Source organism: Vibrio sp. PBL-C16 (genome assembly GCF_034321865.1).
Classification (GTDB): Bacteria; Pseudomonadota; Gammaproteobacteria; order Enterobacterales; family Vibrionaceae; genus Vibrio; species Vibrio alginolyticus.
Genome location: NZ_JAXLNY010000002.1, coordinates 1711387 through 1733625, shown reverse-complemented (window position 1 = coordinate 1733625; position 22239 = coordinate 1711387). Strand labels below are relative to the sequence as shown.

Genomic DNA, 22239 nt, shown 5'->3' with positions numbered 1-22239 from the left:
CGCAGCAACAAAAATCCTTTGTACAATTTATTAACATATCCGCCGTGCTATTAAGGAGTAACGCATGACGAAGTCTCTCTTTCGCCAATCGTTTTTAACTGACACGTTAGATGTTCATATTGATGTTGCACCAGCGGAGCAGGTGCTTTCTAACGGTGTAAAACTTAAACTCTATCAGCGTGGTGTATTAGAAGTAATCCCTGCGAATTATACTCAGGATACGAAGAACATCATCATCTCTTGTGGGGTTCACGGAGATGAAACCGCACCGATGGAGCTGGTGGATTCCATTATTCAAGACATAGAATCTGGGTTCCAGACGGTCGATACCCGTTGTCTGTTCATTATCGCTCACCCAGAATCCACTCTGGCGCACACGCGATTCCTCGAAGAAAATCTCAACCGTCTGTTTGACGAAAAAGAACACAAACAGACAAAAGAGCTTGTTATCGCCGATACGCTTAAGCTGCTTGTTCGAGATTTTTATCAGGATACCGACCCGACAACACGCTGGCACCTTGATTTACACTGCGCGATTAGAGGCTCGAAGCACTATACGTTTGCAGTAAGTCCTAAGACTCGTCATCCTGTGCGCAGCAAGGCATTGATCGATTTCTTGGACAGTGCACACATTGAAGCAGTGCTCCTGTCAAACTCACCATCGAGCACGTTTAGCTGGTACAGTGCCGAGAATTTTGGTGCGCAGGCTCTCACAATGGAGCTTGGCCGTGTGGCTCGTATCGGTGAAAATGACCTCGATAAACTGACCGCGTTTGATTTGTCTTTACGTAATTTGATTGCGGAAACGAAGCCAGAACACTTACCAAAACCATGCATTAAGTATCGCGTAAGCCGCACAATCGTTCGTTTGAACGAAGACTTTGACTTTATGTTCGACGACAATGTTGAAAACTTCACCTCATTTGTTCACGGCGAAGTGTTTGGTCATGATGGCGACAAACCATTAATGGCGAAGAATGAAAACGAAGCGATTGTCTTCCCGAACCGCCACGTCGCAATAGGTCAACGTGCAGCTCTGATGGTTTGTGAAGTGAAAACCCGTTTTGAAGAGGGTGAGTTGGTTTACGATTAATCCAACATTGCTTTGAGAAGTTAATTGCAATTTACCGAGGCTTAACTGTAAGGTTAAGCCTCGTTTGTTTTTATCGGCCGCTATGGATTTTCAACAACTTATCCTGAACAAGGAACGACGCTGGCAACGTAACCTGATGGTTATGTCGATCGTGCTCGCTGTACTCTCTGCCATTCACTTGATGGTCGGAGAAATTTTCCTTTCTCCTTTTCAATCCTTATCTGCATTTGAACAGAAGCTATTGGTGGACTTGCGTTTACCGAGGTTAGTGTCCGCGGCAATTATTGGTGCTGCGTTAGCGGTATCTGGCGCGACGTTACAAGTGTTGCTTGGGAACGTGTTGGCTGAACCTGGCGTGCTTGGTATATCTGGTGGTGCAAGCTTAGCAATGGTCTTAATCATGTTCGCGTCACCTATTCTTCCTACCCCGATTGTTTTTATGTTGGCAGCGATTGCTGGCTCGATGGCATTCACGTTTGTTTTGGTGGCGATAGCAAGGGCAATGCACCTGACGACGGCTCGATTGCTTTTGGTTGGGGTCGCATTGGGTATTTTATCGAGCGCGATTGTGACCTGGGCATTTTACTTTAGTGATGATCTCAGTTTACGCCAACTGATGTATTGGTTAATGGGCAGTATTGGCGGTGCGAGTTGGTATCAACATACTGTTACCTTGGTGATGTTACCGGTGCTCATCTGGTTATGTTGTAAAGGCAAATCGCTTGATAAATTGATGCTGGGTGAGATTCATGCGACCCAATTGGGTGTCGATGTGCATCAAATGCGTTGGAAATTGATCCTCGCCATTTCTATTTTGGTGGGTAGTTCAGTCGCTTTGGGTGGCATCATCAGTTTTGTTGGTTTGGTGGTGCCGCACTTGTTGCGTTTGGCTTTTGGTACGGAAAACCGTTATTTATTGCCACTTTCTGCAATATCTGGTGCTGCGTTGCTTGTATTTGCTGACATCGGCGCAAGACTGTTATTGGACTCCGCAGAGTTACCTTTAGGTGTCATGACAACATCGATTGGCGCACCTATTTTCATCTGGATGCTGGTGAAGAGTCATGATGCACGTTAAACATATGTCGGTTGGTAGTCGATTATTGCCTCTTTCTTTTGAATGCAAAGCTGGCGAAATCGTACATATCGTTGGGCCTAATGGTTCCGGTAAGAGTACTTTATTGGCTGCGATTTCTGGTACGTTAAGTCACCGAGACGGTATGAGTGGTGAAGTGTACGTTGGCAACAAAAACTTGCTTACTTTACCGTTGTCAGAGCAAGCTCATGTTCGAGGTTATTTGTGTCAGCAATCGCGCCCAGCGTTTAATGTTGATGTGTTTCAGTATCTCGCTTTATCTCTGCCAAGTGGTGCTGAGATTGCGGATATCAAAGTGCGTGATGCCGTCAATATGGTGGTGGAGCTGGTACAACTGCAAGATAAGCTTCATCGCAGTATTCAAACATTATCCGGTGGTGAGTGGCAGCGTGTCCGATTAGCAGGTGTATGTTTGCAGGTGTGGCGTACCATTAATCCTTTTTCGCAGTTTTTAATTTTGGATGAGCCAGCAGCACCGTTAGATATTGCGCAAGAGGGTCTGCTCTATCAATTGATTAACGCTATGGCGGCGCAGGGAATTGGAGTATTGGTTGCTAATCACGATCTCAATCGCACATTAAAGCACGCAGATAAAGTATTGCTGCTTAACAACGGTGTGCTGCACTCATCAGGAAGTGCCGATACTGTGCTAACGGAAGAAGCTCTCGGGGAAGTGTTCAATACTCAAGTCAAAAAGGTCATCGTAGATGAGCAACCTTATTTAATCTTTGATTAGTATTTAGGGACAATAAAAAAACGACCTACTTGAGGTCGTTTTTTTAATCGAGAAAGCCAAACTCAACGCTTACTGAGTTAGCGGTTTTAGATCTGCTGGGCGGTAGTAAACAGATTTGAGTACTTTGCCTTTACGAATGGTTTTACCTTCCGATACGAAATCTTCGGCGCATTTCGCGATGATGTATTCACCTTTCTGCACCGCCATCAACTTGATGCCTTGTTCTGCGTAGAATGCTTCTGTTTCTGAGTACTCTTGCTCGTTACGGCATACTTTGCTCATGTTGCTTGAATGTACTTCATCCCAGCAAGGAATAAACTCGATACCACGGTTTACCGCAACGTTTAATAGAAGATCAATTAAGTAGCTGATCGCCAGGTTGTCTTCTACTTTGCTGTGGCCAAGATGAACGAGACGGCCCATTAATACATACACGCTGTCTACGATGGCATCTGCTTGCTCAGTTTTACAATCTGCTTCTGCTAGCTCTGTTAGCTCTTCGATCGCCAAAGAGGTGTGTAGTGTGTCTGCTTGCGTATCAAGGCTTGCAGCGTCTGCGACTGGTAAGTCGAACGTACTACGGAACTCGGTGATATCACGGTATAAGTGATCAAAAATCTCTTGGGTTAGCTTTGACAGTTGCATTCTAATTTCCATTGAATCGATTGAAGCGGCAATGATACCAAACCGCACTTTGAACCCCAAGGGCATTGCATCTAACTGGTGATAAATCTGCCTTTGGGGAATAGTGGTGCTTAACGAAATAGGTAAGGGAACAGCTTTTTACGTTCTTCCTCTGAAAGGGCGGAAACACGAGCGATGTTCGTATCGGGAATGGATTCAGGATCAGGATAGTGTTTTAGTACCTTTTCCATACTCTCTTCGCGAATCAAATGGAAGATCGGGTAAGGAGAACGATTGGTCAGGTTTTCGTCGTCTTCAGGCCTTGCGCCACCAAAACAGTAATCAGGATGGAAAGTCGCTACTTGGAAAATACCTTCCCAGTTTTGCTGCTTAATTAATCCTTCAACCCAATCTATGCAAAAGTTGTAGTCCCAGAAATCTTGTAGCATGTTGGGAGCCACAACCAACGTGGTCTCAAGTTGTTCGGGCTCTGTGTTACTCAGCTCAATCAGTTGCAATAAAATATCTTCAAGAAGCGTTTCTTCTTGAGTCGCTTCACTAACAAAGATTTTGATTTGTTTATTACGTTGCGGTTTGGCAGCAAACGGACAAAGGTTGAGTCCGATTACCACATCGTTGAGCCATTGATCGACCTGTTGTGTTATCGCTTCGATATCTGTGTTTTGTGTTGAACGCGTTGACATACGACTTTCTGGTTTTTATTAAAGTAGCGCAAGCATAACAGAGTTGGTTATCCAAGTAACCAGAGAGGTATTACGTAAATGAGCGTACCTTAGCTACTCTTTAAACTCGCCGCGTCAGGTGTTTGGTCAGTCTGCTTTCTTTCGGCAATGTGTTTCAAATACGCAATTGCAGCAAACATTGCTAGGTAGACTGCGCTTCCCCCCATAAGAACACTCGACCAACCTCCATGCTGCCAACAATAAAGAAGTAAGAATCCTCCTAAGCTACCGCCTACGTAGTAGTGTACTAAGTAGAGCGCTGTCGCGGTGGCTTTGGCGCGAGTGGCGTTCTGCCCGACCCAACCGTAGGCGAGGGTATGAGTAAAGAAGGCACCAAAACTTATCAGCAACGACCCAAATAGCATTGCAGTCAAGCTTTCAACCGCCGCAATCCACATCCCTGTCATGCTCACTATCGCGCCTAAGAACATACCGAGGATTGATGAATAACGTTTACTCCAGTGGCCTGCGCAACGAGAGGAGAAAGTCCCTCCCAAGTAACAAATAAAGATCAGTGAGGCGAACCCGACGGGCACATTGTGAGGTTCACTCACCAGACGGAAACCCATGACGGAATAAAGGTTGACGAACAAGGCAAAGTTGAGTCCTCCTATCAGCATCGCGAACCACACGCGTTGGTTTTTAAAATGACCAATAAGCGCACGATTTTGATGGCGCAAGCTGCTTGATGACGGGGTGAAGTTGCGCTGTGTTGGCAATAAATAGTGAACGCCAATGACACCAAGAAGAGTGAACACCATCATAACTTCAATGGCGACATCAACACTGAAATTGTCCGCCAATAAGCCGCCGCTAATACGCCCTGCAATGCCGCCTAATGAGTTAGCCGCAATGTACGTTCCAATTGCCATCGAGAAGGCGTGCTTGTCGAGCTCTTCTGCCATGTAAGCCACGGCGACCGCAGCAAAAGCTGCGAGCGCGACACCGATCAGTGCTCGACATACCACCAAAAACAGAAATGAGTCACCAAACAGCATCAAAGCGGAAAGGGTAGGAATCGAAAACAGACCAGCCATCATGACTGGCTTTCGTCCCACTGATTCTGACAACACAGCCATCGGAACGAGGCTAAAAGAGAGAGCGAGTGTTGAGGCCGCAAATAACCAGTTCACTTGCGTTTCTGAGATCGTGAAAATTTGGGCAAAAGTGGGCAGCATTGGCTGTAGTAGGTATAAATTTGAAAAAACCAAGAAGGAACCAAGCGCTAGCGAGAGCGTAATGCGTTTGTATTCCGGTGTGCCAAAACTGACCATGAATCCTGCCTAATGTGAGCAAATGGAGAGACTGTGATCAATCTATCAGTTCGTTATAAATTAAAAAAATATATTAAAAATATGGACACCATATATTTTTGATCTAATGGAATCGAAACAACTTAAACATTTTCTGGCGGTCGCTGAACACGGAAACATTACCCATGCGGCGAAAGCCCTGCATATTGCCCAGCCCGCATTAAGCATTTCTATCAAAAAGTTTGAGCAGTCTTTGGGCGTTACCCTATTTCGCCGTGATGATAAAAAAATCAGCTTAACGAAAGAGGGCGAAACGCTACTTATACATGCCAAGCGGGTGATTCAACAGTTGCACGACGCGCAGCTCGCGATTGATGAGTTGAAAGGCTTAGCGAAAGGAGAAGTACGACTCGGAACGCCATCAATGATGGGCAGTTATTTCTTTCCACGAATTGTGATGGCGTTTAAAAGCCAATTCCCGGAGTTAAAATTGACCTTGGTCGAAGCTGGGACTCAATCGATTCGTCGTATGCTGCTCAATGGTCAACTCGATATCGGTGTGATCAGTTGTGATAACGTGCCTGATGACCTAGAAACTGACCATTTGTTTACTAGCCAAATGGTCGCAGTTGTTTCACCTGAGCATGAGTTAGCCCAGCGACACGCTCTTACTTTTGATGAGTTCTTTGAACACGATTTGGTTATGTTTCAGCATGGCTATTTTCACCGCGAATTTTTGGATCAGGTGAGTGAGGAGCATGGGTTTACCATGAAGTCATCATTCGAGACCAACTTACTGCCTTTGATTTTGAGTATTGTAAAACAAGAGTTTGCGATTACCGCGTTACTGGAATTGGTGACTCAACATGAGTCGGGCGTTGTTGGCTTACCGTTTGAACCACCAGTGACGCTGGATCTGGCACTTGCTTGGCGCAAGCAGGGGTACTTATCAATAGCAGATCGAACGTTTATCGACTTTATCAAGCGCTACGTTTAAACGCAGCGCAGATTCATCGTCCGAGCACTAGTCGCCTTTGTACATCTTCTCGAAGTTCTTTGGGTTCCAGCCAATCATTACCCGATCACCAATTTTTAAAACTGGCACTGAACGAGCACCAAGCGCATCAAGTTCTTTGCGACCGCGTTGCATCTTAGCATTGCACAAACGATAGTTAATATTTTTCGAATCCAGATAACGTTGAGCATCTTTGCAGTGAGGGCATTTGTCTTTGACGTAAAGGACGACACGTTTCATTGAGTTTCTCTCCATTATCATTGGGAGGCGAAGTTTAACGGCCTTTCACCATAAATGAAAGGCGAAAGCTAAGGTGAAACTGTCCTTTATCTCAGGTATATTGAGCGCCTTTATTTTGTCATAACAGACGTTAATTCTATGCATCCGTCACTTCGATACATTCAAGGCTACCCACAAAACATCGTAGAGCAGGTGAGCTCATTGATAGCGAGTGGCAAGTTTGTTCCTTGGTTCGAGAAGCGTTATCCCGATAGGCACCAAATCAAAAGCGAAAGGGCGCTCTATGAGTACGCCATGGCAATCAAAAACCGCTACATGAAGAAAGCCGCGCCAATCAGTAAAGTTGTCTACGATAAGAAAATTCACGCGGTAAACAACGCGCTTGGTTTGCACAGTGTAATCAGTAGAAACCATGGCGGTAAGCTGAAGTCGAAAAACGAGATTCGCATTGCCAATGTATTTAAAGATGCGCCCGAGCCACTATTAAGGATGCTGGTGGTACATGAGTTGGCACATACTCGTGAGAAAAACCACGACAAGGCGTTCTATCAGTTATGTTGCTACATGGAGCCTGAGTATCACCAACTCGAATTTGATGCTCGTTTGTTTATGATTTATCTCGATTTAAAAGCGAATTTGAATGAAGAACAATAATCACAACGCGAAGCAAGCAAAGCCAAAGGCTTCAATGGCGGCTCAGAAGAAAGACGCGAATAAAGCCAAGCCGAAGCGTGTTAAAGACAAAGTTGCGCGCAAATCCCCTCAGCCTGCAGGAAAGAGCGAAGTCGAGTTCACAAAAATAGCGAAGAATGGTTTGCATGAGCGTAATGTTCATCGAGGTCGTTACGATTTTAAAAAACTCGTGGAAAGTGAACCACAGTTAAAGCCATTCGTTATCAAAAATCCGAAAGGGGAAGATTCCATAAACTTCTCTGATCCTAATGCTGTTAAAATGCTCAATAAAGCATTGCTTGCTGCGTATTATGGTGTCGAGTTCTGGGACATTCCCGACACCTACCTTTGCCCACCGATTCCGGGCCGCGCTGATTACATTCACCGAGTGGCAGAACTACTTGATAGTGAAGTAAAAGGTCAGTACGCGCACCAAAAAGTGAACGCGTTGGACATTGGCGTGGGAGCAAACTGTATTTATCCGATTGTTGGTGTAACAAAATACGGTTGGCACTATACGGGCAGCGATGTCGATCCAAAATCCATCCAATCGGCTCAAACGATCGTAGAGCACAATCGTGTTTTGACGGGAAAAATTGCACTGATACAGCAACACAATGATGCCAATATTTATCGAGGTATCATTCAACCGAATGATCGTTATGATGTGACGACATGTAATCCGCCATTCCACCGTTCGGCGGAAGATGCCGCTATGGGCAGCCAGCGTAAAATCGATAATCTAAAAGCAAACCAGCGTAAGAAAGGGCTAAAACCTCAAGCCGCACAAGTAAAGACAAGTAAGCCCGCGTTGAATTTTGGCGGTCAAAACGCTGAATTGTGGTGTGAAGGCGGAGAAGCGGCGTTTATCCGAAAAATGGCGAATGAAAGCCAAGCTTTTGCCGCGCAGGTCTTGTGGTTTACAACCCTTATATCCAAAAAAGACAACGTTCGTCCGATGCGCAAGCAGCTTGAAAAATTGGGTGTGAAAGCCATTCGTGTGGTTGAAATGAGTCAAGGGCAGAAAGTGAGCCGCTTTGTAGCTTGGTCATACATGGATAAGCAACAGCGCAAAGCATGGATTGAACTAAAGTAACGTTGACCGTTTCACACTGAACAATAAAGTAGGAAGCCCGCTGATATCAGCGGGCTTCTATTTTGGGAGATCTAAAACTTAATGTTGGGCTCACAATCTAGTGAACTGAGAGAGACAAAAGTATCTGTTTTGGCATAGTACAAGCCACAGGTTTCACCTCTTATCTGCAACGTATATTGGTCTGGAAGATCCTTATAGCTGCCATCCAACAGTTGATTGTTGTTCCCTTTTACTCGTCCTTTTTCAATCAACAAATGCGGTGAAGATTCAAATACGTTATTTGCGATTCTAGGTGCTGGTGTCCCTTGGATTTCTGCGATCGCGTTTTGAATTTCTATGACTGTTTCCGGAGAGTTCTTTTTACTCAATGCTTCAACGGGTTCTTGTGACATAGCTTGACATCCTATCAAAGAAATTGAAGTGCCTAGGAAAAGCGCCACCCGAATCAGCATTCGTAAAAAGCTAGTTGATCTCAACATGAATTGCCTCTGTTCGTAGCGGAGAGCGAAGATCGCTTAACTCCGGAGATGAAATGTTACGCGGCATGGCGTTGAAACTTGAAGAGGAGACTGGCGGACAGGTTCCAGTTTCCATGTAGTTTAGTGCCGCAGAAAGCATACCTTCAGATGGATCGCCTAATGGTTTTGTTAGGTCGTCATTGACCCAGCAACCTTCCACTCTATTGTTTAAGCCTAGCTCGGTATTGATTTGGCTCTTTGGAGTAGGAATAAAACCATCAGCGAAGTCGCCAAATTTTTTCTCGTTCGCCGACTTGAACTGAATAGTGTAGTACATAGTGCCGCAGTTTTGTTCTGGTGAGAACCCATACGGTTTACCTGTGGTTGTTGAGCCTATTTGGATAACCTCCACATCAATGCCGCGCAAAGCGTTGATTAGCAGTTCACTTGAGGAAGCCGTGCCTCCTGAAGTCAGCACATATACGCGCTTTTTGTTCAGTGTCGGAAGCACTTGGTCCGAATATTTCTGTGCTGCCCAGTCTATTGCTAGATTTGTAAAGCGATAGATGTTATCCCCATCTTTAATGGTACGCATCACTTTGTCATTGTGAATCAACTCACTGAAGACTCGGTTCTGACCAGCACCGCTTAGCATGTAGCCTACTTGCGAGGACTGAAGGACTAAGCCACCGCCGTTGTAACGTAAATCAACGACGATCTCGTCAACATTCTCTGCTGAGAGCGTACTGAACGCCTCAATAAGCGGGGCTTGAGCGCTTGGTTCAAAGGAGTTGTATTGCAGATAGCCGATCCGCATACCATTGTGTGTAATCACTTTGGCATTTTTAACTGGAGAGGTCATGACATCAGAGGCGGTAAGCGTCACGGTTTTCACTAGACCGTCGACACTCTCAAATGTGAAGGTGTAATCTTGATTGATGTCAGGGTTAAAGAGCGTTTTATTAATAAAATCAATGTCGGACTGACTACCGGTGTTAACCACATCAATATTATTGATTTTCAGAAGCTTATCACCACGAGCAATGCCGCTTCTATCAGCTGGCGAGGCTTCTTCATTGTAGGAAATACGAACGTCTCGAGGTTGTACGCCACGTAAGAATGCCCAGTTGAAACCAAATCCAGCAACTAAACCGGATTGCGATGATTTCATCTCATCTTCATAAGGGACGGTAAAATGGAAGCGATCTTTGGGTTTACCCGTCGCGGTAGTAGCAGAGGTGACCAGCGTATTGAAGTAATCAGTAACAGTTTTGTAGTTTGCTGGATTATTATCAGGAACCTCGTCATACCATAGGTACGTTTCGTTAGTAAAAGCTCTTAAAAAGAGTTTTTCGTGCAATGTAGAGCCCAATTTATCTGGATAGGCGGCATAGTTGTCATATGGGTCCAGTCCGACGCGGGGCGTTTCACATTGGTTGATAAACGTTTTCGACGGTTGGCTAAAATCACCGGCTTTCCATGTTGGTCCAGTTGCGCTGCTAGTTGACGGAGTAGGTGATGAACCATCACCGCCGCCACCGCCACAGCCTTGTAATAATGCGAGAGTGACTGCCGTTGCTAAAGAATACTTAAATTTCACTTTTCTATGTCCTTATAAATAATAGAATTATAATTATGTGTTTTGCTTTTGTTTTTATTAGCTAGGTGAATGTATTAATTTAATTTGTTCGTCTGCAAATTTATAGTTAAATAGTGTGAGGTAAATAACGTAAAAAAGTTGTCTTTTATACTTAAGCTAAATTAGTCATTACTTAAGTTTTCTGTCTATTTCAAAAGAGCTAACAAGACAATTAATAAGTGTGAAATTAAGACAAGTTCTTAGTTGACTAAGCGATGCTTGCTAAATAAAAATCAGAATTAGATTCAGGAAACGCTTTGAATCAATAGTTTGGTAGGGATATATGATGTTATCTGGGGTTTGTTTGATTTATTTGTCTGATGCTTTAACTTAATTTAGTGAGTTGAGCGACGTGCTTTAATAGGCTTCCGTCAATGTTAGGTAAATCATCAGCGAAAAATATCTGAGCACCGGGAGTGCAGCGCATTAATATATTTATTAGTTCACCTTCATTGTTGGAAGTGTTAACTGCGTTAAGTTTCGCTAATTTATTACAAAGCTCGTCCTCTATTTGCACTTTCTGCTCTTCGGTGAGCCTAATGCGACCTATACATACGCCTGGGTTGATATCATGAGAAAGCGAATCTTGTTGAAATCGCTCTTTGAATAAGGTGTCTAATGCCGTACCTTCTTCCATAATAAATCGACGACCAGAACGGTAAAACAAGCCGTCTCCGAAGTTTTCGACATATCCTAGAATTTCCGCGATACGCAAATAGAATCGTAAGCTTGTATCAGAAAGTCCGTAAGTTTGGGCTATCTCTTGCGGTTTAATATCACGAGAAGTCAGCATATAAATAAAATCAAGTAAGTAAGGATGCTCAACGAAAAGGGCGCTCTCTTCATCTGTTAGCATTTGCTCGTTTTGGTGCTGAAGCTCGTTGGCTAAGGTTGCGAGTTCGATGAGATCGGTATTCAGGTAGTTCAGATAAATAAGTACTTTATCCAAACCTAAAGCTGGATTATGTAGGTGGCGTTTAATACTAGATAAAGGGATGCCACTTTTCTCTGACAAGGAATTGTAGCAAAGCCCTTCTTCTTTAATCTTTTGTCGTAGCGCTGCGAGTAAAAACTTTGGTCCAACATTCATCCTTGAATATCACCTTATTCGTTATTCCGTTTACTGGCTGATATTTTGCCTTTCAAGCAGCAGGTTTCGAATCGCTGTGCCTGCTTCTAGAATGTGTTTTTTCAGCAGGTACTTGGCGCCTTCTATATCGCGATTCTGGCACATTTCAAACAAGCTTAAGTGCTCTTCTTCTGCCTTTTTAATGCCTGTTGTAAACAATAGCTGCATGCGTATGTATCGGTCACACTTTGTGTTCAGGTTGTAAATGACGTCCATAGTTTCAGGCATGTTGGCTGGCGCATATAGGGCTTTATGGAACTCGTAGTTGTAGTTGCTCCATTCTTCTACTTCGTCGCCACTGTTCACTACTGACTCGAAACGTTCGCGAACTTCTCGCGCGCGTTCAAGGTCAGCGTCTGTCATATTTTGAATCGCACGCTCTAAAATGTGGCATTCCACGACAGCGCGCAGTTCAAATAGCTCATTGATTTTCTCTGGAGATAGCTCAGTGACCGTCGCACCTTTGTGAGGTTCAAAGCTAACGAGTCCTTGTGCTTCCAATTGAACTAACGCTTCACGCACAGGAATTCGGCTAACATTAAACTCTTTTGCTAACGCATCTTGACGTAAAGGTTGACCAGTTTTTAACTCGCCCTTCAAGATCTGAGTTCGAATTGCTTCCTCAACGAGCTGAGTACGCGTTTTAAAAACAGGTTTCTGTGACATTGAAGTCTCCCGTGAAATTAATATTGTATCCAATCCATTTTACTTTAGTAGTTTATTGTTTTTCTGGCACAAACCAACTAGGAAAGAAGGTTTTGAGAAGTAGAGTGAAATAAAAGGCATCAGTTGATGCCTTTTTGAGCCATTTGGTGATCTTATTGGGAGACTCAGCCATCTATGGCGCGTTGAATACCCAGTGGGTTCGACGCTTTTAATGAATCCGGCAATAAAGATTCTGGTAAAGCTTGATAAGCGACGGGACGCAACCAACGATGAATAGCCTCTGCCCCGACAGATGTTGAGGCAGAATTGGTTGAAGCCGGATATGGTCCACCATGAACCATAGCGTAACCAACCTCGACGCCAGTTGGCCAACCGTTGAATACAAGGCGTCCGGCGATTTCTTCCAAACTTGGAAGCAGTTGCTTGGCTTGTTCTTCGTCTTCAGCGGTAGCGTGAAGGGTTGCGGTGAGCGAGCCAGTCAGTGAATCACTCAGTTTCAACATGTCATCGAAATCTTCACAGATTACGATCAACGATTGAGGACCGAATATTTCTTCTTCCCATTGCGGGTTTTTACGCCAGTTTTTACTGTCCGTCACGAACAGTACTGGTGCGACATTGGTCACTTCTGCTTGTTCAGAGCGAGTTACATTAATGCCCGTTTCGGAAGCTCGCTTGTTAACTTCTGATTCATACGTTTCTCGGATTCCTTGCGTTAGCAAAGTGGCCGTTGATTGTTGTCGAATTAACCCTTGAGCGGTTTCGATAAAGGCTTGCGTTTCTGGGCAATTCAAGACAAATACAACGCCGGGCTTTGTACAAAATTGTCCACAGCCCAAAGTCATAGAAGCCACAAACTCTTCAGCCAATGATGCGTTTGCTCGTATGGCTGAAGGGAGAATAAATGTTGGGTTAATCGCCCCTAGTTCGCCATAGAAGGGGATTGGCTCTGGTCTTTGCTGAGCTAGGTTAAACAGCGCACGGCCACCACCGACGGAGCCTGTAAAACCAACCCCTTTAATTTTTGGATGGGTAACGAGTGCTTGGCCAAGTGCGCGTTTGTTGCCTTGCAATAGCGTGAAGATGGCTTGCGGTAAGCACTCTTTCTCAAGTGCAGCCTCAATACACTCAGCAACAAGTTGACTGGTGCCAGGGTGGGCGGTATGGCCTTTTACAATCACAGGACAGCCAGCTGCCAGTGCCGAAGCCGTATCACCACCTGCAGTAGAAAATGCGAGCGGAAAATTAGACGCACCAAACACGGCGACAGGGCCAATTGCGATTTGCTGACGACGAATATCTGGTTTCGGCAGTGGTTGGCGGTCTGGGTTTGGCGTATCGAAAATTGCTTGATGGTGATTACCCGAGCTCACAACCTCGGCAAATAGTCGTAATTGGTTGGCGGTACGTCCTATTTCACCGCTTAAACGTGCTTCGGGAAGGGCAGTTTCTAAATGAGCACGAGCAACGATTTCTTCACTCTTCTTTTCCAATTCAGAGGCGATAGAGCAAAGTAAGCTCGCTCGCTTTGCATTGCTTAGTAGGCGAAACTCACGCGCAACGCTTTGGGCGGCTGAGGCTGCTTGATTAACTTCTTGCTCCCCATGCACCGGAAACTCTGTGGGTAGAGGCTCACCAGTAAAGGCGTTGACTGCGTAAAAAGTGGTTGGTTCTTGTGGGTTCATCATTCTTCCTTACTATCCTTATTACTTTACTTCAAATCCGTACGCATATGGGTCTTCATCGTCTACCCATATCGTGTTGTGACCGTATACTTGTGCCCATCCTTCAATACTTGGCAAAATAGCGGCTTTGCCATTCACTTCGGTAATGCCTTCTATACGTCCTTGAAATAGGCTGCCGATGATACTTTCGTGAACAAAGTCTTCCCCTTGATTGAGTTTGCCTCTTGCATGCCATTGCGCCATGCGTGCACTTGTTCCCGTACCGCATGGCGATCGATCCAACGCTTTGTCGCCGTAAAACACAGCATTTCGAGCGGTAGCGTTTTCTTGAGTGGGCTCTCCGGTCCATAGCACGTGAGAAACACCGCACACTGTTGGATCTGCTGGATGTACGCACTCAACCGCTCGAGATACCGCTTCGCGAACTTTTGGAGAAAGCATCAAAATTTCATCTGGAGAGTAGTGTTCAAGTCCGGCGTAGTTTTCTTGAGGGTCGACGATTACGTAATAGTTTCCGCCATAAGCAACATCGACAGTGAGCTCACCTAAGCCTTCTATGTCCACGGTTACGTCTTGGTGGGCAAGGTAAGCCGGTACGTTAAATATCTTTACCGACGTGACCTTGTCACCTTTTGTTTGGTAGTGCACTTCGATTTGCCCTGCTGGGACATCAAGTATCAAACGACCTTCTTTTTTGGGAGTGATAAGGCGATTCTCGATAGCGGTGGTGACGGTTCCAATGGTGCCGTGGCCACACATTGGTAAGCACCCACTGGTTTCAATAAACAGAATTGAAGCGTCTGCGTTATCGCTGCAAGGAGGCAAGACAACGGACCCCGACATCATTGAGTGTCCGCGAGGCTCAAACATGAGTGCCTGACGAATCCAATCATAATGCTCAAGAAAGTATTGGCGCTTTTCGCTCATGGTATTGCCTTCGAGTGGAGGCACACCGCCTGCGACCAGCCTAACTGGGTTGCCGCAGGTGTGGGCATCAATACAGAAAAAAGTTCCTTGTCTCATTTTTCGCTCCTTGCTGAAAAAATGGTTGAATTAAACAATAGTGATGTTAACGTAATGTAAAATATATTGTATACAATCTACGTTTTCAAGTGTGACTCGGAGCATATTTATGTTGGTCAAGGATGAAACCAAAAAGGAAAGGATCGCCGTGATAGGTGCGGGGATTATTGGCTTATCAATTGGATTGAAGTTGCAGCAGCAAGGTTATCAAGTCACGATTTTTGATCCCAATGGCGTGGGGAATGGATGCTCTAAAGGAAATGCAGGTCATATCGCGACTGAGCAAATCTTCCCTCTTGCAACGCCAGCGCTGCTTCCACAATTACCTAAAATGCTGCTAGATTCCAAAAGTCCGGTTTCGATCCGTTGGCAAGATATTCCAAGCACTATCGGGTGGATGATTCGTTTTCTATTACAAACAAAGCCATCAGCCGCGGAGCGGGCAAAAAACGCGATTAAGAGTCTTAACGAGCGGTCAGTGGCAAGTTGGCGTGACGTGCTTGATTCAATCGGAAAAGCACATCTAATAAAAATGAATGGTTCATTGCTCACTTTTGAAAACGAGAAACTGTTTCAGAATTATCAAAGCACGCTTAACTCACTGGTTAAAAACGGTGTGACGTATCAAGTTTGGACACAAGAGGAGATTCGAGAGCGGATACCTGATCTCAGCCATAAGGTTCGTGTCGGAGTCTTTTTTCCCGAAACAGGTCATACGCTAGACCCTTATCAGCTCTGTGCTGAGCTAAGTGAAGCCTTTGAAGTTCTTGGCGGTAAGGTTTTACAAAAAGGTGTATCTGCGTTGGCGAAAAATGGCGATGTGCTGGTTGAGTCTCAAACTCATTCATTTGACCGAATCATTGTTGCCGCTGGTGTACATTCTAAGCCTTTGATACGGCAACTAACCGGAGTCAAAGTGCCTATTCAAGCCGAGCGTGGTTATCACCTAATGGTGGATGACAAGCGTGATGTATTGCCATTTCCTATTAGCTCTGCCGATAGAAAATTCATCATGACTCCGATGTCTGGTGGGTTACGCTTGGCAGGCACTGTTGAGTATGCCGATGTAGAGTCACCACCCAATATGAAACGTTCAGAAATGCTTTTTCAGTTAGGTGATGAGATGTTTGAATCGGGGTTACATCCACTCAAGCAAGGAGAAAAGTGGATGGGGAATCGGCCTTCAACAGTCGACTCGTTACCGGTTATTGATAGCATTTGGGATGGAAATGTATTACTGGCATTTGGTCACCAACACCTTGGATTAACTCAAGCGGCGATTACGGCAGATCTCCTTTTAGAGCTTATCGAAGGAAAGCCGACATCGATTGATCTTTCACCTTTTTCACTACAACGATTTGCCTGAAAAAATTTAATATTAAATATTATATAAAATATATTAAATGCTAATGTTAACTTAATTTTAACAAAAACTGGTATCCAACAGCCGTACTCGGATGCCTCCAGAAAAACAACCAAAAGGAGTAATACATGTCACGAATGACCAAAGCACCATTGGCACTGTTGATTTCAGGAATGCTGTTGGGGACTTCTGCTTATGCTGAAGACAAATTGACGGTCGTATCTTGGGGTGGTGCATTCACCAAGAGCCAAGTGGAGGCATATCACAAGCCTTTCATTAAAAAAACAGGTGTAGAGATCGTATCCGAGGATTTCAGCGGCGGATTAGCCGAAATTAAAGCGCAGGTGGAAGCGAACAACGTGCGCTGGGATTTGGTTTCTCTCGACAAGCCGGACATTGTTCGTGGTTGTACAGAAGGGCTATTAGAACCAGTGAGCCCAAGTATTTTGCCTCCGGGCGCAGATGGAACACCAGCACAAGAGGATTTCATTGATGGTGCGATTCACGAGTGCGCAATCAATACCATCGTTGTGTCCACAGTATTAGCGGTGAACGAAGACGCGTTTAAAGGTAAGGCTTTGCCTAGCAAGTTGACCGATCTCTTTGACCTACAAACTTTTCCAGGTCGACGTGCATTGCAAAAACAACCTCAGGGCAATCTTGAGTGGGCACTATTGGCTGATGGTGTAAAGCCAGAAGAGGTCTACAGCCTGCTCGAAACCGAAGCGGGGCGCGAGCGTGCTTTTGCTAAGTTGGATACGATCAAATCAGAAGTACTGTGGTGGACAACCGGTGCCCAACCACCTCAAATGCTTGCAGACAAAGAAGTGGTGATCGCCTCGGCGTTTAACGGCCGAATTCACAATGCCCGTAAAGATGAAGGTCAACCATTTCGGATTATATGGGACCGTCAAATGGGTTACATGAATGGATGGGCGATACCTAAAGGGAGCGAGAACACAAAGCTTGCATTGGACTTCATCGCTTTTTCTTCAGGAACAAAACCATTAGCTGATCAAGCTAAGTACGTTGCCTACGGGCCTACGCGTAAATCGTCTTCGGCGGAGGTGAACCCAGACATTTTAGCGAACCTTCCTACCGCACCTCAAAACTTCCAAACCGCCTTCCTGATTAACGATGAATGGTGGTCAGACTATGCGGATGAACTAAATGAAGAGTTCAATACCTGGCTGCTTAACTAGGCGTTAATTTGTGTATGGGGCCGAGTTTTCATCCATAAGCGAGGTTCCGTACTTTTCCTCAACTGTATTTATGTTTTCGGAGAAATGATGAAAGTCATCGAAGCACAGCAAGTCGCGCAATGTTTAACAATGAAGTCTCTTATTGAAACGATGCGTGAAATGTACTCGCGGCCAGCGACAATACCTCAACGCCGAGTCATGCCCTTAGAAGAGGGAGAATACGAGGCGTTTGCGCTACTTCCAGCTTGGAACCAGGAGTTGATTGCGGTGAAAGCCTTTACGTATTTCCCGCATAATCCTGAGCAAGGCAAAGATACGCTTGCATCTAAGCTGCTTGTTTTTAGACGAAATGATGGTGAGCCGCTCGCACTCGTAGACGGTAAAGTTTTAACGTTTTGGCGAACCGCCGCAGCTTCTGCGTTGGCAGCGGACTATTTAGCGCGTCCCGATGCTGATCGTCTGTTGATCTGCGGAACGGGCAATCTTGCGCCTTATTTTGCGTGGGCATACGCTGCGGTTCGCCCACTTAAGCAGGTTTATATTTGGGGGCGTAACTCAGACAAAGCCGAGGCGACGGTAGATGCCATTGTGTCATCTTCAGAGTATCAGTCGCTTCCTGATGAGCGTCGGTTTCGCGTTTCAGTCGTAGAAAAAGTGGACCACGTTATCAAACACGTTGACATCATCAGTTGTATTACCGCATCAGCAGAGCCTTTGTTTAATGGCGCGGACGTGCAGCCGGGTACCCATATTGATTTGGTCGGTAATCATGACTTGGATAAGCGTGAATGCGACTCAGAAGCAGTGCAACGAGCGCAGGTGTATGTCGATAGCCGCATTAACGTATTAGCCGAAGCGGGCGATCTTCTCATTCCAATTCAAGAGGGCGTGTTCACGTCAGACGATATCAAAGGGGAATTACCGCAGCTTTGCGCCCAACAAATCTCAGGACGTCAAAACGATGAGGTCATTACTTTATACAAATCAGTTGGCAGTGCTTTGGCTGATTTGGCCGCTGTAAAGGCGGTGTTGTTAGAAAATGGCATAGATAGCCATGCCTGAGCATTTTTGCTCGTTTATTTAAATTGCATACAATATACATATAAGGAAAGTAGTTCATGAAAATTGATTGGAAAGGTGTTTATCCGGCGGTCAGTACGCAATTTCGTCAAGATCAGTCAATCGACTTAGACGCAACGCAAACCGTTATAGATAACCAAATTAAAGATGGTGTGAATGGCATTATCTGCTTGGGTACCGTCGGTGAGAACTGCGCGTTGTACCCGGAGGAGAAACGCCAGGTCTTGCAAGCGGCAAAAGAAGTCGTAAATGGCCGTGTGCCTTTGATTGCTGGTACAGCAGAGTCTATTACCACAGCAGCTGTTGATTACATGCAGGATGCGTACAAAATTGGTATCGATGGTTGTATGGTGATGCCTGCCATGGTTTACCGCACGTCTGAGAGCGAAACGTTCGAATATTACCGCACGCTAGCAAAAGCAGCGCCAGAAATGCCAATCATGATTTACAACAACCCGGTTGCTTATGGTGTCGATGTAAACCTCGATATCATGGCGAAACTGGCTGAGTTTGAAAGCATTGTAGCTATTAAAGAGTCGACCACTGATACTCGTCGTATCACTGAGCTTTACAATAAATTTGATGACCGCTTTACCGTGTTCAGTGGTGTTGATGACATTGCTCTTGAATCATTGATGCTAGGCGTGACCGGCTGGATTTCAGGTTTAACCAACGCATTCCCAGAAGAATCCGTCGCGATTTATAAACTGGCAAGCCAAGGTCGTTATGCTGAAGCGTTAGAAATCTACCGTTGGTTCTTACCGCTACTGCGTTTAGACACCATTCCTACGCTGGTTCAGTGCATTAAACTGGCCGAGCAAGTCTGCGGACGTGGATCTGAACAAGTTCGTGCGCCACGCCAACTTTTACAAGGTGAAGAGCGTCAACAAGTCATTCAAATGGTTGAACATGCGTTAGAAACCCGCTTAGACCTATCCAAATACAATCTGTAATTGTGCTGTTTAGTAGAGCGTTAACTGACGCTCTACTCATTCGTAATATTCAAAAAATGAAAAGAGGGAAGTCATGAGCACGGAAAACAAGGACTATGTCAGCTTTCAACACGTTAAGAAAACCTACGATGGCACGAATTTGGTGGTGAAAGACTTCAACTTAGATATTGCTCCTGGAGAGTTCGTTACTATGTTGGGGCCGTCAGGATCGGGCAAGACCACTTGCTTAATGATGCTAGCGGGCTTTGAAACCGCGACCGGTGGAGACATTTATATCGATGGCGTTCCCGTTAATCATCTCGCGCCGCACAAGCGCGATATCGGTATGGTGTTTCAAAACTATGCGTTGTTTCCACATATGACCATTGCCGAGAATCTTGCGTTTCCTTTAAAGGTGCGAAAACTCGACAGTTACACGATTCAAAGCAAAGTTCAGAGTGTATTAGAAATGGTCGAGCTTGAGCATGTTGCGACTCGATACCCAAAGCAGTTATCAGGTGGTCAACAACAGCGTGTTGCGTTAGCGCGAGCATTAGTGTTTGAGCCTAAACTCGTGTTGATGGATGAACCACTAGGCGCATTAGATAAGCAGCTGCGTGAGCAAATGCAGATGGAAATTAAACATTTGCATGAAAAGCTTGGCATCACCATTTTGTATGTGACGCACGATCAAGACGAAGCTCTCACTATGTCCGACCGTATTGCGGTTTTTAATCACGGCGAAGTGCAACAACTCGCGACACCAACCGAGCTTTATGAATCTCCGAGTAATACGTTTGTTGCGCAGTTTATTGGAGAAAACAACCAACTCTCAGGTTTAGTCAAAGAGTTGAACGGAAAGTATTGCCAAGTGCTCGTTGGGAAAGAGTTATTTACTGCGAAACCTGTCAGAGTATCTGAGCAAAGGCAGAGAACAACACTTTCCATTCGACCAGAAAAGATTGTTATTCAACCAGATAAAGCGTCTTGTGAGAACCAAGTCTCGGGTGTCTTACGAGAATTGATTTATCACGGTGATCATTATCGTCTGGTCGTCGAAGTAGAGAGCGTTGGTCACTTCATCGTTAAAGTACCTAACGATAATCGTAAACACTTGCAGTTAACGCCTGGCTCAATTTGTCGTATTGGTTGGCAAAGCGACGATTGCCATGCTCTTGATGAAACACTAACTCCAAGTAGCGAGGTAGCAGCATGAGTCGAGAGCTAACCGCATTAGATTCTGTATTGGAAGTCGAACGTCAAGTTCATCAGCAAGAAACCAATCTGAAAGCGCAGCTGCAAAAGGCGGAGCGCCGAAAAAAGCTTCGTTCTATTATGCTTACAATTCCATTGGTGTGCTTTATCCTGTTTACGTTTGCTTTTCCTATCCTCGACATGCTTTATCGAAGCGTGGATAACCGAGAAATATCCCAGTCACTCCCACAAACTATTCAAGCCTTAGAAAGTTGGGATTATCAAGGTCAGCCTCATCAAGAAGTCATTGAGGCATTCTCTGTTGAAGTACTTGCGCTTTATCAAAGCAAAGAGCTACCGAAAATAGCCAGCCGGATGAATATTGAAGAGTCTGGTATGCGCAGCTTATTGATGAAAACAGGTAGAAAGTTGTCTCGTTTGACGTCGCTGCCTAGCTCGGTGACACAGTTGGCCAAGCTTGATAAGCGATGGACTAATCCTAAATATTGGGCGGCGTTTAAGAATCTTAGTGGCGCACTAACATTCAGTCATTATCTTGCTGCGCTAGACTTGCAAGTGAATGAGTTTGGAGACATTGAGCCCCAACCAGAAAAACGCCAAATATACGTCGACCTTTTCTTTAAAACTTTTTGGATGTCTATTTCAATCACCTTAATTTGTTTGGTGATGGCGTACCCCGTTGCTTACCTGCTTGCCAATTTACCTGATAAGCGCGCGAACTTACTTTTAATCATTGTACTGCTGCCATTTTGGACGTCATTATTAGTCAGAACCACGTCTTGGATTGTTCTGCTGCAAAACCAAGGGGTCATTAATGATCTCCTTATTTGGTCGGGTTTTACTTCCGAACGAATTCAGATGATTCACAATACCTTCGGAACGGTGGTGTCTATGGTTCACATTCTGCTGCCGTTTATGATCCTGCCTCTGTACAGCGTAATGAAAGGAATTAGCCCAACTTATTTCCGTGCCGCTCGTTCTCTAGGCGCGACGCCTTTCATTGCGTTCATCAAAGTTTATATGCCGCTTACGTTACCGGGGATAGGTGCGGGGACCTTGCTCACTTTCATTCTTTCTATTGGTTTCTACATTACGCCCGCTTTGGTTGGTGGAAGAAGCGGACAGATGATATCCAATATGATTGCCTATCATATGCAGACATCACTGAACTGGGGGATGGCTGGCGCATTGGGTGGACTGCTTTTGTTCGTTGTACTGGTTCTGTTTTATATATTCAACCGTGTGGTTGGCATGAATAACCTTAAGGTAGGAGGATAAC

At 45.1% G+C, this 22239-nt stretch carries 22 protein-coding genes; 12 read left to right on the top strand and 10 right to left on the bottom strand.

What is annotated here, in order from left to right:
• Positions 1-64 precede the first annotated feature (64 nt).
• The 3 genes from UQW94_RS16220 to btuD all read left to right on the top strand — a co-directional run bounded on the left by UQW94_RS16220 (position 65) and on the right by btuD (position 2925).
• The gene (locus tag UQW94_RS16220; protein WP_005377878.1) at positions 65-1093 is read left to right on the top strand and encodes a succinylglutamate desuccinylase; all 1029 of its coding nucleotides are present in this window, start codon (positions 65-67) and stop codon (positions 1091-1093) included.
• Between the two features lie 82 nt (positions 1094-1175).
• Entirely contained in the window at positions 1176-2171 is a 996-nt protein-coding gene (gene btuC, locus UQW94_RS16215) for a vitamin B12 ABC transporter permease BtuC (protein WP_322142406.1), read from the top strand.
• Complete coding sequence (gene btuD, locus UQW94_RS16210) at positions 2158-2925, top strand: vitamin B12 ABC transporter ATP-binding protein BtuD (RefSeq protein ID WP_017820884.1); 768 nt, start codon at positions 2158-2160, stop codon at positions 2923-2925. Before btuC ends, btuD begins: the two co-directional genes overlap by 14 nt.
• A 69-nt stretch (positions 2926-2994) precedes the next feature.
• Here btuD and UQW94_RS16205 read toward each other — a convergent pair whose 3' ends face one another.
• The 3 genes from UQW94_RS16205 to UQW94_RS16195 form a co-directional block, all read right to left on the bottom strand.
• Positions 2995-3570, bottom strand: coding sequence for a nucleoside triphosphate pyrophosphohydrolase family protein (locus UQW94_RS16205; protein WP_005377875.1), 576 nt, complete (start codon positions 3568-3570; stop codon positions 2995-2997).
• A 110-nt stretch (positions 3571-3680) separates the two neighbouring features.
• Entirely contained in the window at positions 3681-4253 is a 573-nt protein-coding gene (locus UQW94_RS16200; protein WP_322142405.1) for a DUF1415 domain-containing protein, read from the bottom strand.
• Positions 4254-4342: 89 nt separating this feature from the next.
• The gene (locus UQW94_RS16195) at positions 4343-5566 is read right to left on the bottom strand and encodes an MFS transporter (RefSeq protein ID WP_322142404.1); all 1224 of its coding nucleotides are present in this window, start codon (positions 5564-5566) and stop codon (positions 4343-4345) included.
• Positions 5567-5672: 106 nt separating this feature from the next.
• On the opposite strand from UQW94_RS16195, the gene UQW94_RS16190 reads away from it, so the two are divergent.
• Positions 5673-6542 (top strand): LysR family transcriptional regulator, encoded by an 870-nt coding sequence (locus UQW94_RS16190; protein WP_017820887.1) that lies wholly within the window; start codon positions 5673-5675, stop codon positions 6540-6542.
• A 27-nt stretch (positions 6543-6569) separates the two neighbouring features.
• Here UQW94_RS16190 and UQW94_RS16185 read toward each other — a convergent pair whose 3' ends face one another.
• Positions 6570-6800 carry a glutaredoxin family protein gene (locus UQW94_RS16185; protein WP_005377871.1) on the bottom strand — a complete coding sequence of 77 codons (231 nt, stop codon included), beginning with the start codon at positions 6798-6800 and terminating at the stop codon, positions 6570-6572.
• A gap of 138 nt (positions 6801-6938) precedes the next feature.
• On the opposite strand from UQW94_RS16185, the gene UQW94_RS16180 reads away from it, so the two are divergent.
• Positions 6939-7454, top strand: a complete 516-nt coding sequence (locus UQW94_RS16180; protein WP_005377870.1) for a M48 family metallopeptidase — start codon at positions 6939-6941, stop codon at positions 7452-7454.
• Positions 7441-8568: a 23S rRNA (adenine(1618)-N(6))-methyltransferase RlmF gene (rlmF, locus tag UQW94_RS16175; protein ID WP_322142403.1), complete on the top strand. Its 1128-nt coding sequence runs from the start codon at positions 7441-7443 to the stop codon at positions 8566-8568. The genes UQW94_RS16180 and rlmF overlap by 14 nt, the downstream gene beginning before the upstream one ends.
• A 71-nt stretch (positions 8569-8639) precedes the next feature.
• On the opposite strand, the gene UQW94_RS16170 is transcribed toward rlmF, so the two are convergent.
• The 6 genes from UQW94_RS16170 to UQW94_RS16145 form a co-directional block, all read right to left on the bottom strand.
• Complete coding sequence (locus UQW94_RS16170; RefSeq protein ID WP_017633949.1) at positions 8640-8960, bottom strand: hypothetical protein; 321 nt, start codon at positions 8958-8960, stop codon at positions 8640-8642.
• A 70-nt stretch (positions 8961-9030) separates the two neighbouring features.
• On the bottom strand, positions 9031-10626 hold the full coding sequence (locus UQW94_RS16165) for a S41 family peptidase (RefSeq protein WP_017633950.1): 1596 nt from the start codon (positions 10624-10626) through the stop codon (positions 9031-9033).
• A 364-nt stretch (positions 10627-10990) separates the two neighbouring features.
• Positions 10991-11755: a hypothetical protein gene (locus UQW94_RS16160; RefSeq protein WP_017633951.1), complete on the bottom strand. Its 765-nt coding sequence runs from the start codon at positions 11753-11755 to the stop codon at positions 10991-10993.
• A 30-nt stretch (positions 11756-11785) separates the two neighbouring features.
• Positions 11786-12460, bottom strand: a complete 675-nt coding sequence (locus tag UQW94_RS16155) for a GntR family transcriptional regulator (RefSeq protein WP_005377862.1) — start codon at positions 12458-12460, stop codon at positions 11786-11788.
• 164 nt (positions 12461-12624) lie between these two features.
• Positions 12625-14145: an aldehyde dehydrogenase (NADP(+)) gene (locus tag UQW94_RS16150; RefSeq protein WP_322142402.1), complete on the bottom strand. Its 1521-nt coding sequence runs from the start codon at positions 14143-14145 to the stop codon at positions 12625-12627.
• Between the two features lie 21 nt (positions 14146-14166).
• Positions 14167-15168 carry a 4-hydroxyproline epimerase gene (locus tag UQW94_RS16145; RefSeq protein ID WP_301574971.1) on the bottom strand — a complete coding sequence of 334 codons (1002 nt, stop codon included), beginning with the start codon at positions 15166-15168 and terminating at the stop codon, positions 14167-14169.
• Positions 15169-15277: 109 nt separating this feature from the next.
• On the opposite strand from UQW94_RS16145, the gene UQW94_RS16140 reads away from it, so the two are divergent.
• From UQW94_RS16140 to UQW94_RS16115, 6 genes are all read left to right on the top strand, one after another.
• Entirely contained in the window at positions 15278-16534 is a 1257-nt protein-coding gene (locus tag UQW94_RS16140; protein ID WP_322142401.1) for an FAD-dependent oxidoreductase, read from the top strand.
• 125 nt (positions 16535-16659) lie between these two features.
• Positions 16660-17733, top strand: coding sequence for a polyamine ABC transporter substrate-binding protein (locus UQW94_RS16135; RefSeq protein ID WP_322142400.1), 1074 nt, complete (start codon positions 16660-16662; stop codon positions 17731-17733).
• Between the two features lie 87 nt (positions 17734-17820).
• Positions 17821-18795: an ornithine cyclodeaminase family protein gene (locus UQW94_RS16130; RefSeq protein WP_012841896.1), complete on the top strand. Its 975-nt coding sequence runs from the start codon at positions 17821-17823 to the stop codon at positions 18793-18795.
• A gap of 56 nt (positions 18796-18851) precedes the next feature.
• The gene (locus UQW94_RS16125) at positions 18852-19766 is read left to right on the top strand and encodes a dihydrodipicolinate synthase family protein (protein WP_322142399.1); all 915 of its coding nucleotides are present in this window, start codon (positions 18852-18854) and stop codon (positions 19764-19766) included.
• Between the two features lie 73 nt (positions 19767-19839).
• The gene (locus UQW94_RS16120; protein WP_322142398.1) at positions 19840-20961 is read left to right on the top strand and encodes an ABC transporter ATP-binding protein; all 1122 of its coding nucleotides are present in this window, start codon (positions 19840-19842) and stop codon (positions 20959-20961) included.
• Positions 20958-22238, top strand: a complete 1281-nt coding sequence (locus tag UQW94_RS16115) for an ABC transporter permease (protein ID WP_322142397.1) — start codon at positions 20958-20960, stop codon at positions 22236-22238. The genes UQW94_RS16120 and UQW94_RS16115 overlap by 4 nt, the downstream gene beginning before the upstream one ends.
• Position 22239: the final 1 nt, after the last annotated feature.

Coding starts and splice junctions, on each gene's coding strand:
- UQW94_RS16155 (WP_005377862.1), bottom strand. CDS start 12,460: ATGTCACAGAAACCTGTTTTTAAAACGCGTACTCAGCTCGTTGAGGAA.
- UQW94_RS16220 (WP_005377878.1), top strand. CDS start 65: ATGACGAAGTCTCTCTTTCGCCAATCGTTTTTAACTGACACGTTAGAT.
- rlmF (WP_322142403.1), top strand. CDS start 7,441: ATGAAGAACAATAATCACAACGCGAAGCAAGCAAAGCCAAAGGCTTCA.
- UQW94_RS16120 (WP_322142398.1), top strand. CDS start 19,840: ATGAGCACGGAAAACAAGGACTATGTCAGCTTTCAACACGTTAAGAAA.
- UQW94_RS16200 (WP_322142405.1), bottom strand. CDS start 4,253: ATGTCAACGCGTTCAACACAAAACACAGATATCGAAGCGATAACACAA.
- UQW94_RS16180 (WP_005377870.1), top strand. CDS start 6,939: ATGCATCCGTCACTTCGATACATTCAAGGCTACCCACAAAACATCGTA.
- UQW94_RS16150 (WP_322142402.1), bottom strand. CDS start 14,145: ATGAACCCACAAGAACCAACCACTTTTTACGCAGTCAACGCCTTTACT.
- UQW94_RS16135 (WP_322142400.1), top strand. CDS start 16,660: ATGTCACGAATGACCAAAGCACCATTGGCACTGTTGATTTCAGGAATG.
- UQW94_RS16190 (WP_017820887.1), top strand. CDS start 5,673: ATGGAATCGAAACAACTTAAACATTTTCTGGCGGTCGCTGAACACGGA.
- UQW94_RS16205 (WP_005377875.1), bottom strand. CDS start 3,570: ATGCAACTGTCAAAGCTAACCCAAGAGATTTTTGATCACTTATACCGT.
- UQW94_RS16170 (WP_017633949.1), bottom strand. CDS start 8,960: ATGTCACAAGAACCCGTTGAAGCATTGAGTAAAAAGAACTCTCCGGAA.
- btuD (WP_017820884.1), top strand. CDS start 2,158: ATGATGCACGTTAAACATATGTCGGTTGGTAGTCGATTATTGCCTCTT.
- btuC (WP_322142406.1), top strand. CDS start 1,176: ATGGATTTTCAACAACTTATCCTGAACAAGGAACGACGCTGGCAACGT.
- UQW94_RS16115 (WP_322142397.1), top strand. CDS start 20,958: ATGAGTCGAGAGCTAACCGCATTAGATTCTGTATTGGAAGTCGAACGT.
- UQW94_RS16195 (WP_322142404.1), bottom strand. CDS start 5,566: ATGGTCAGTTTTGGCACACCGGAATACAAACGCATTACGCTCTCGCTA.
- UQW94_RS16125 (WP_322142399.1), top strand. CDS start 18,852: ATGAAAATTGATTGGAAAGGTGTTTATCCGGCGGTCAGTACGCAATTT.
- UQW94_RS16140 (WP_322142401.1), top strand. CDS start 15,278: ATGTTGGTCAAGGATGAAACCAAAAAGGAAAGGATCGCCGTGATAGGT.
- UQW94_RS16185 (WP_005377871.1), bottom strand. CDS start 6,800: ATGAAACGTGTCGTCCTTTACGTCAAAGACAAATGCCCTCACTGCAAA.
- UQW94_RS16160 (WP_017633951.1), bottom strand. CDS start 11,755: ATGAATGTTGGACCAAAGTTTTTACTCGCAGCGCTACGACAAAAGATT.
- UQW94_RS16130 (WP_012841896.1), top strand. CDS start 17,821: ATGAAAGTCATCGAAGCACAGCAAGTCGCGCAATGTTTAACAATGAAG.
- UQW94_RS16145 (WP_301574971.1), bottom strand. CDS start 15,168: ATGAGACAAGGAACTTTTTTCTGTATTGATGCCCACACCTGCGGCAAC.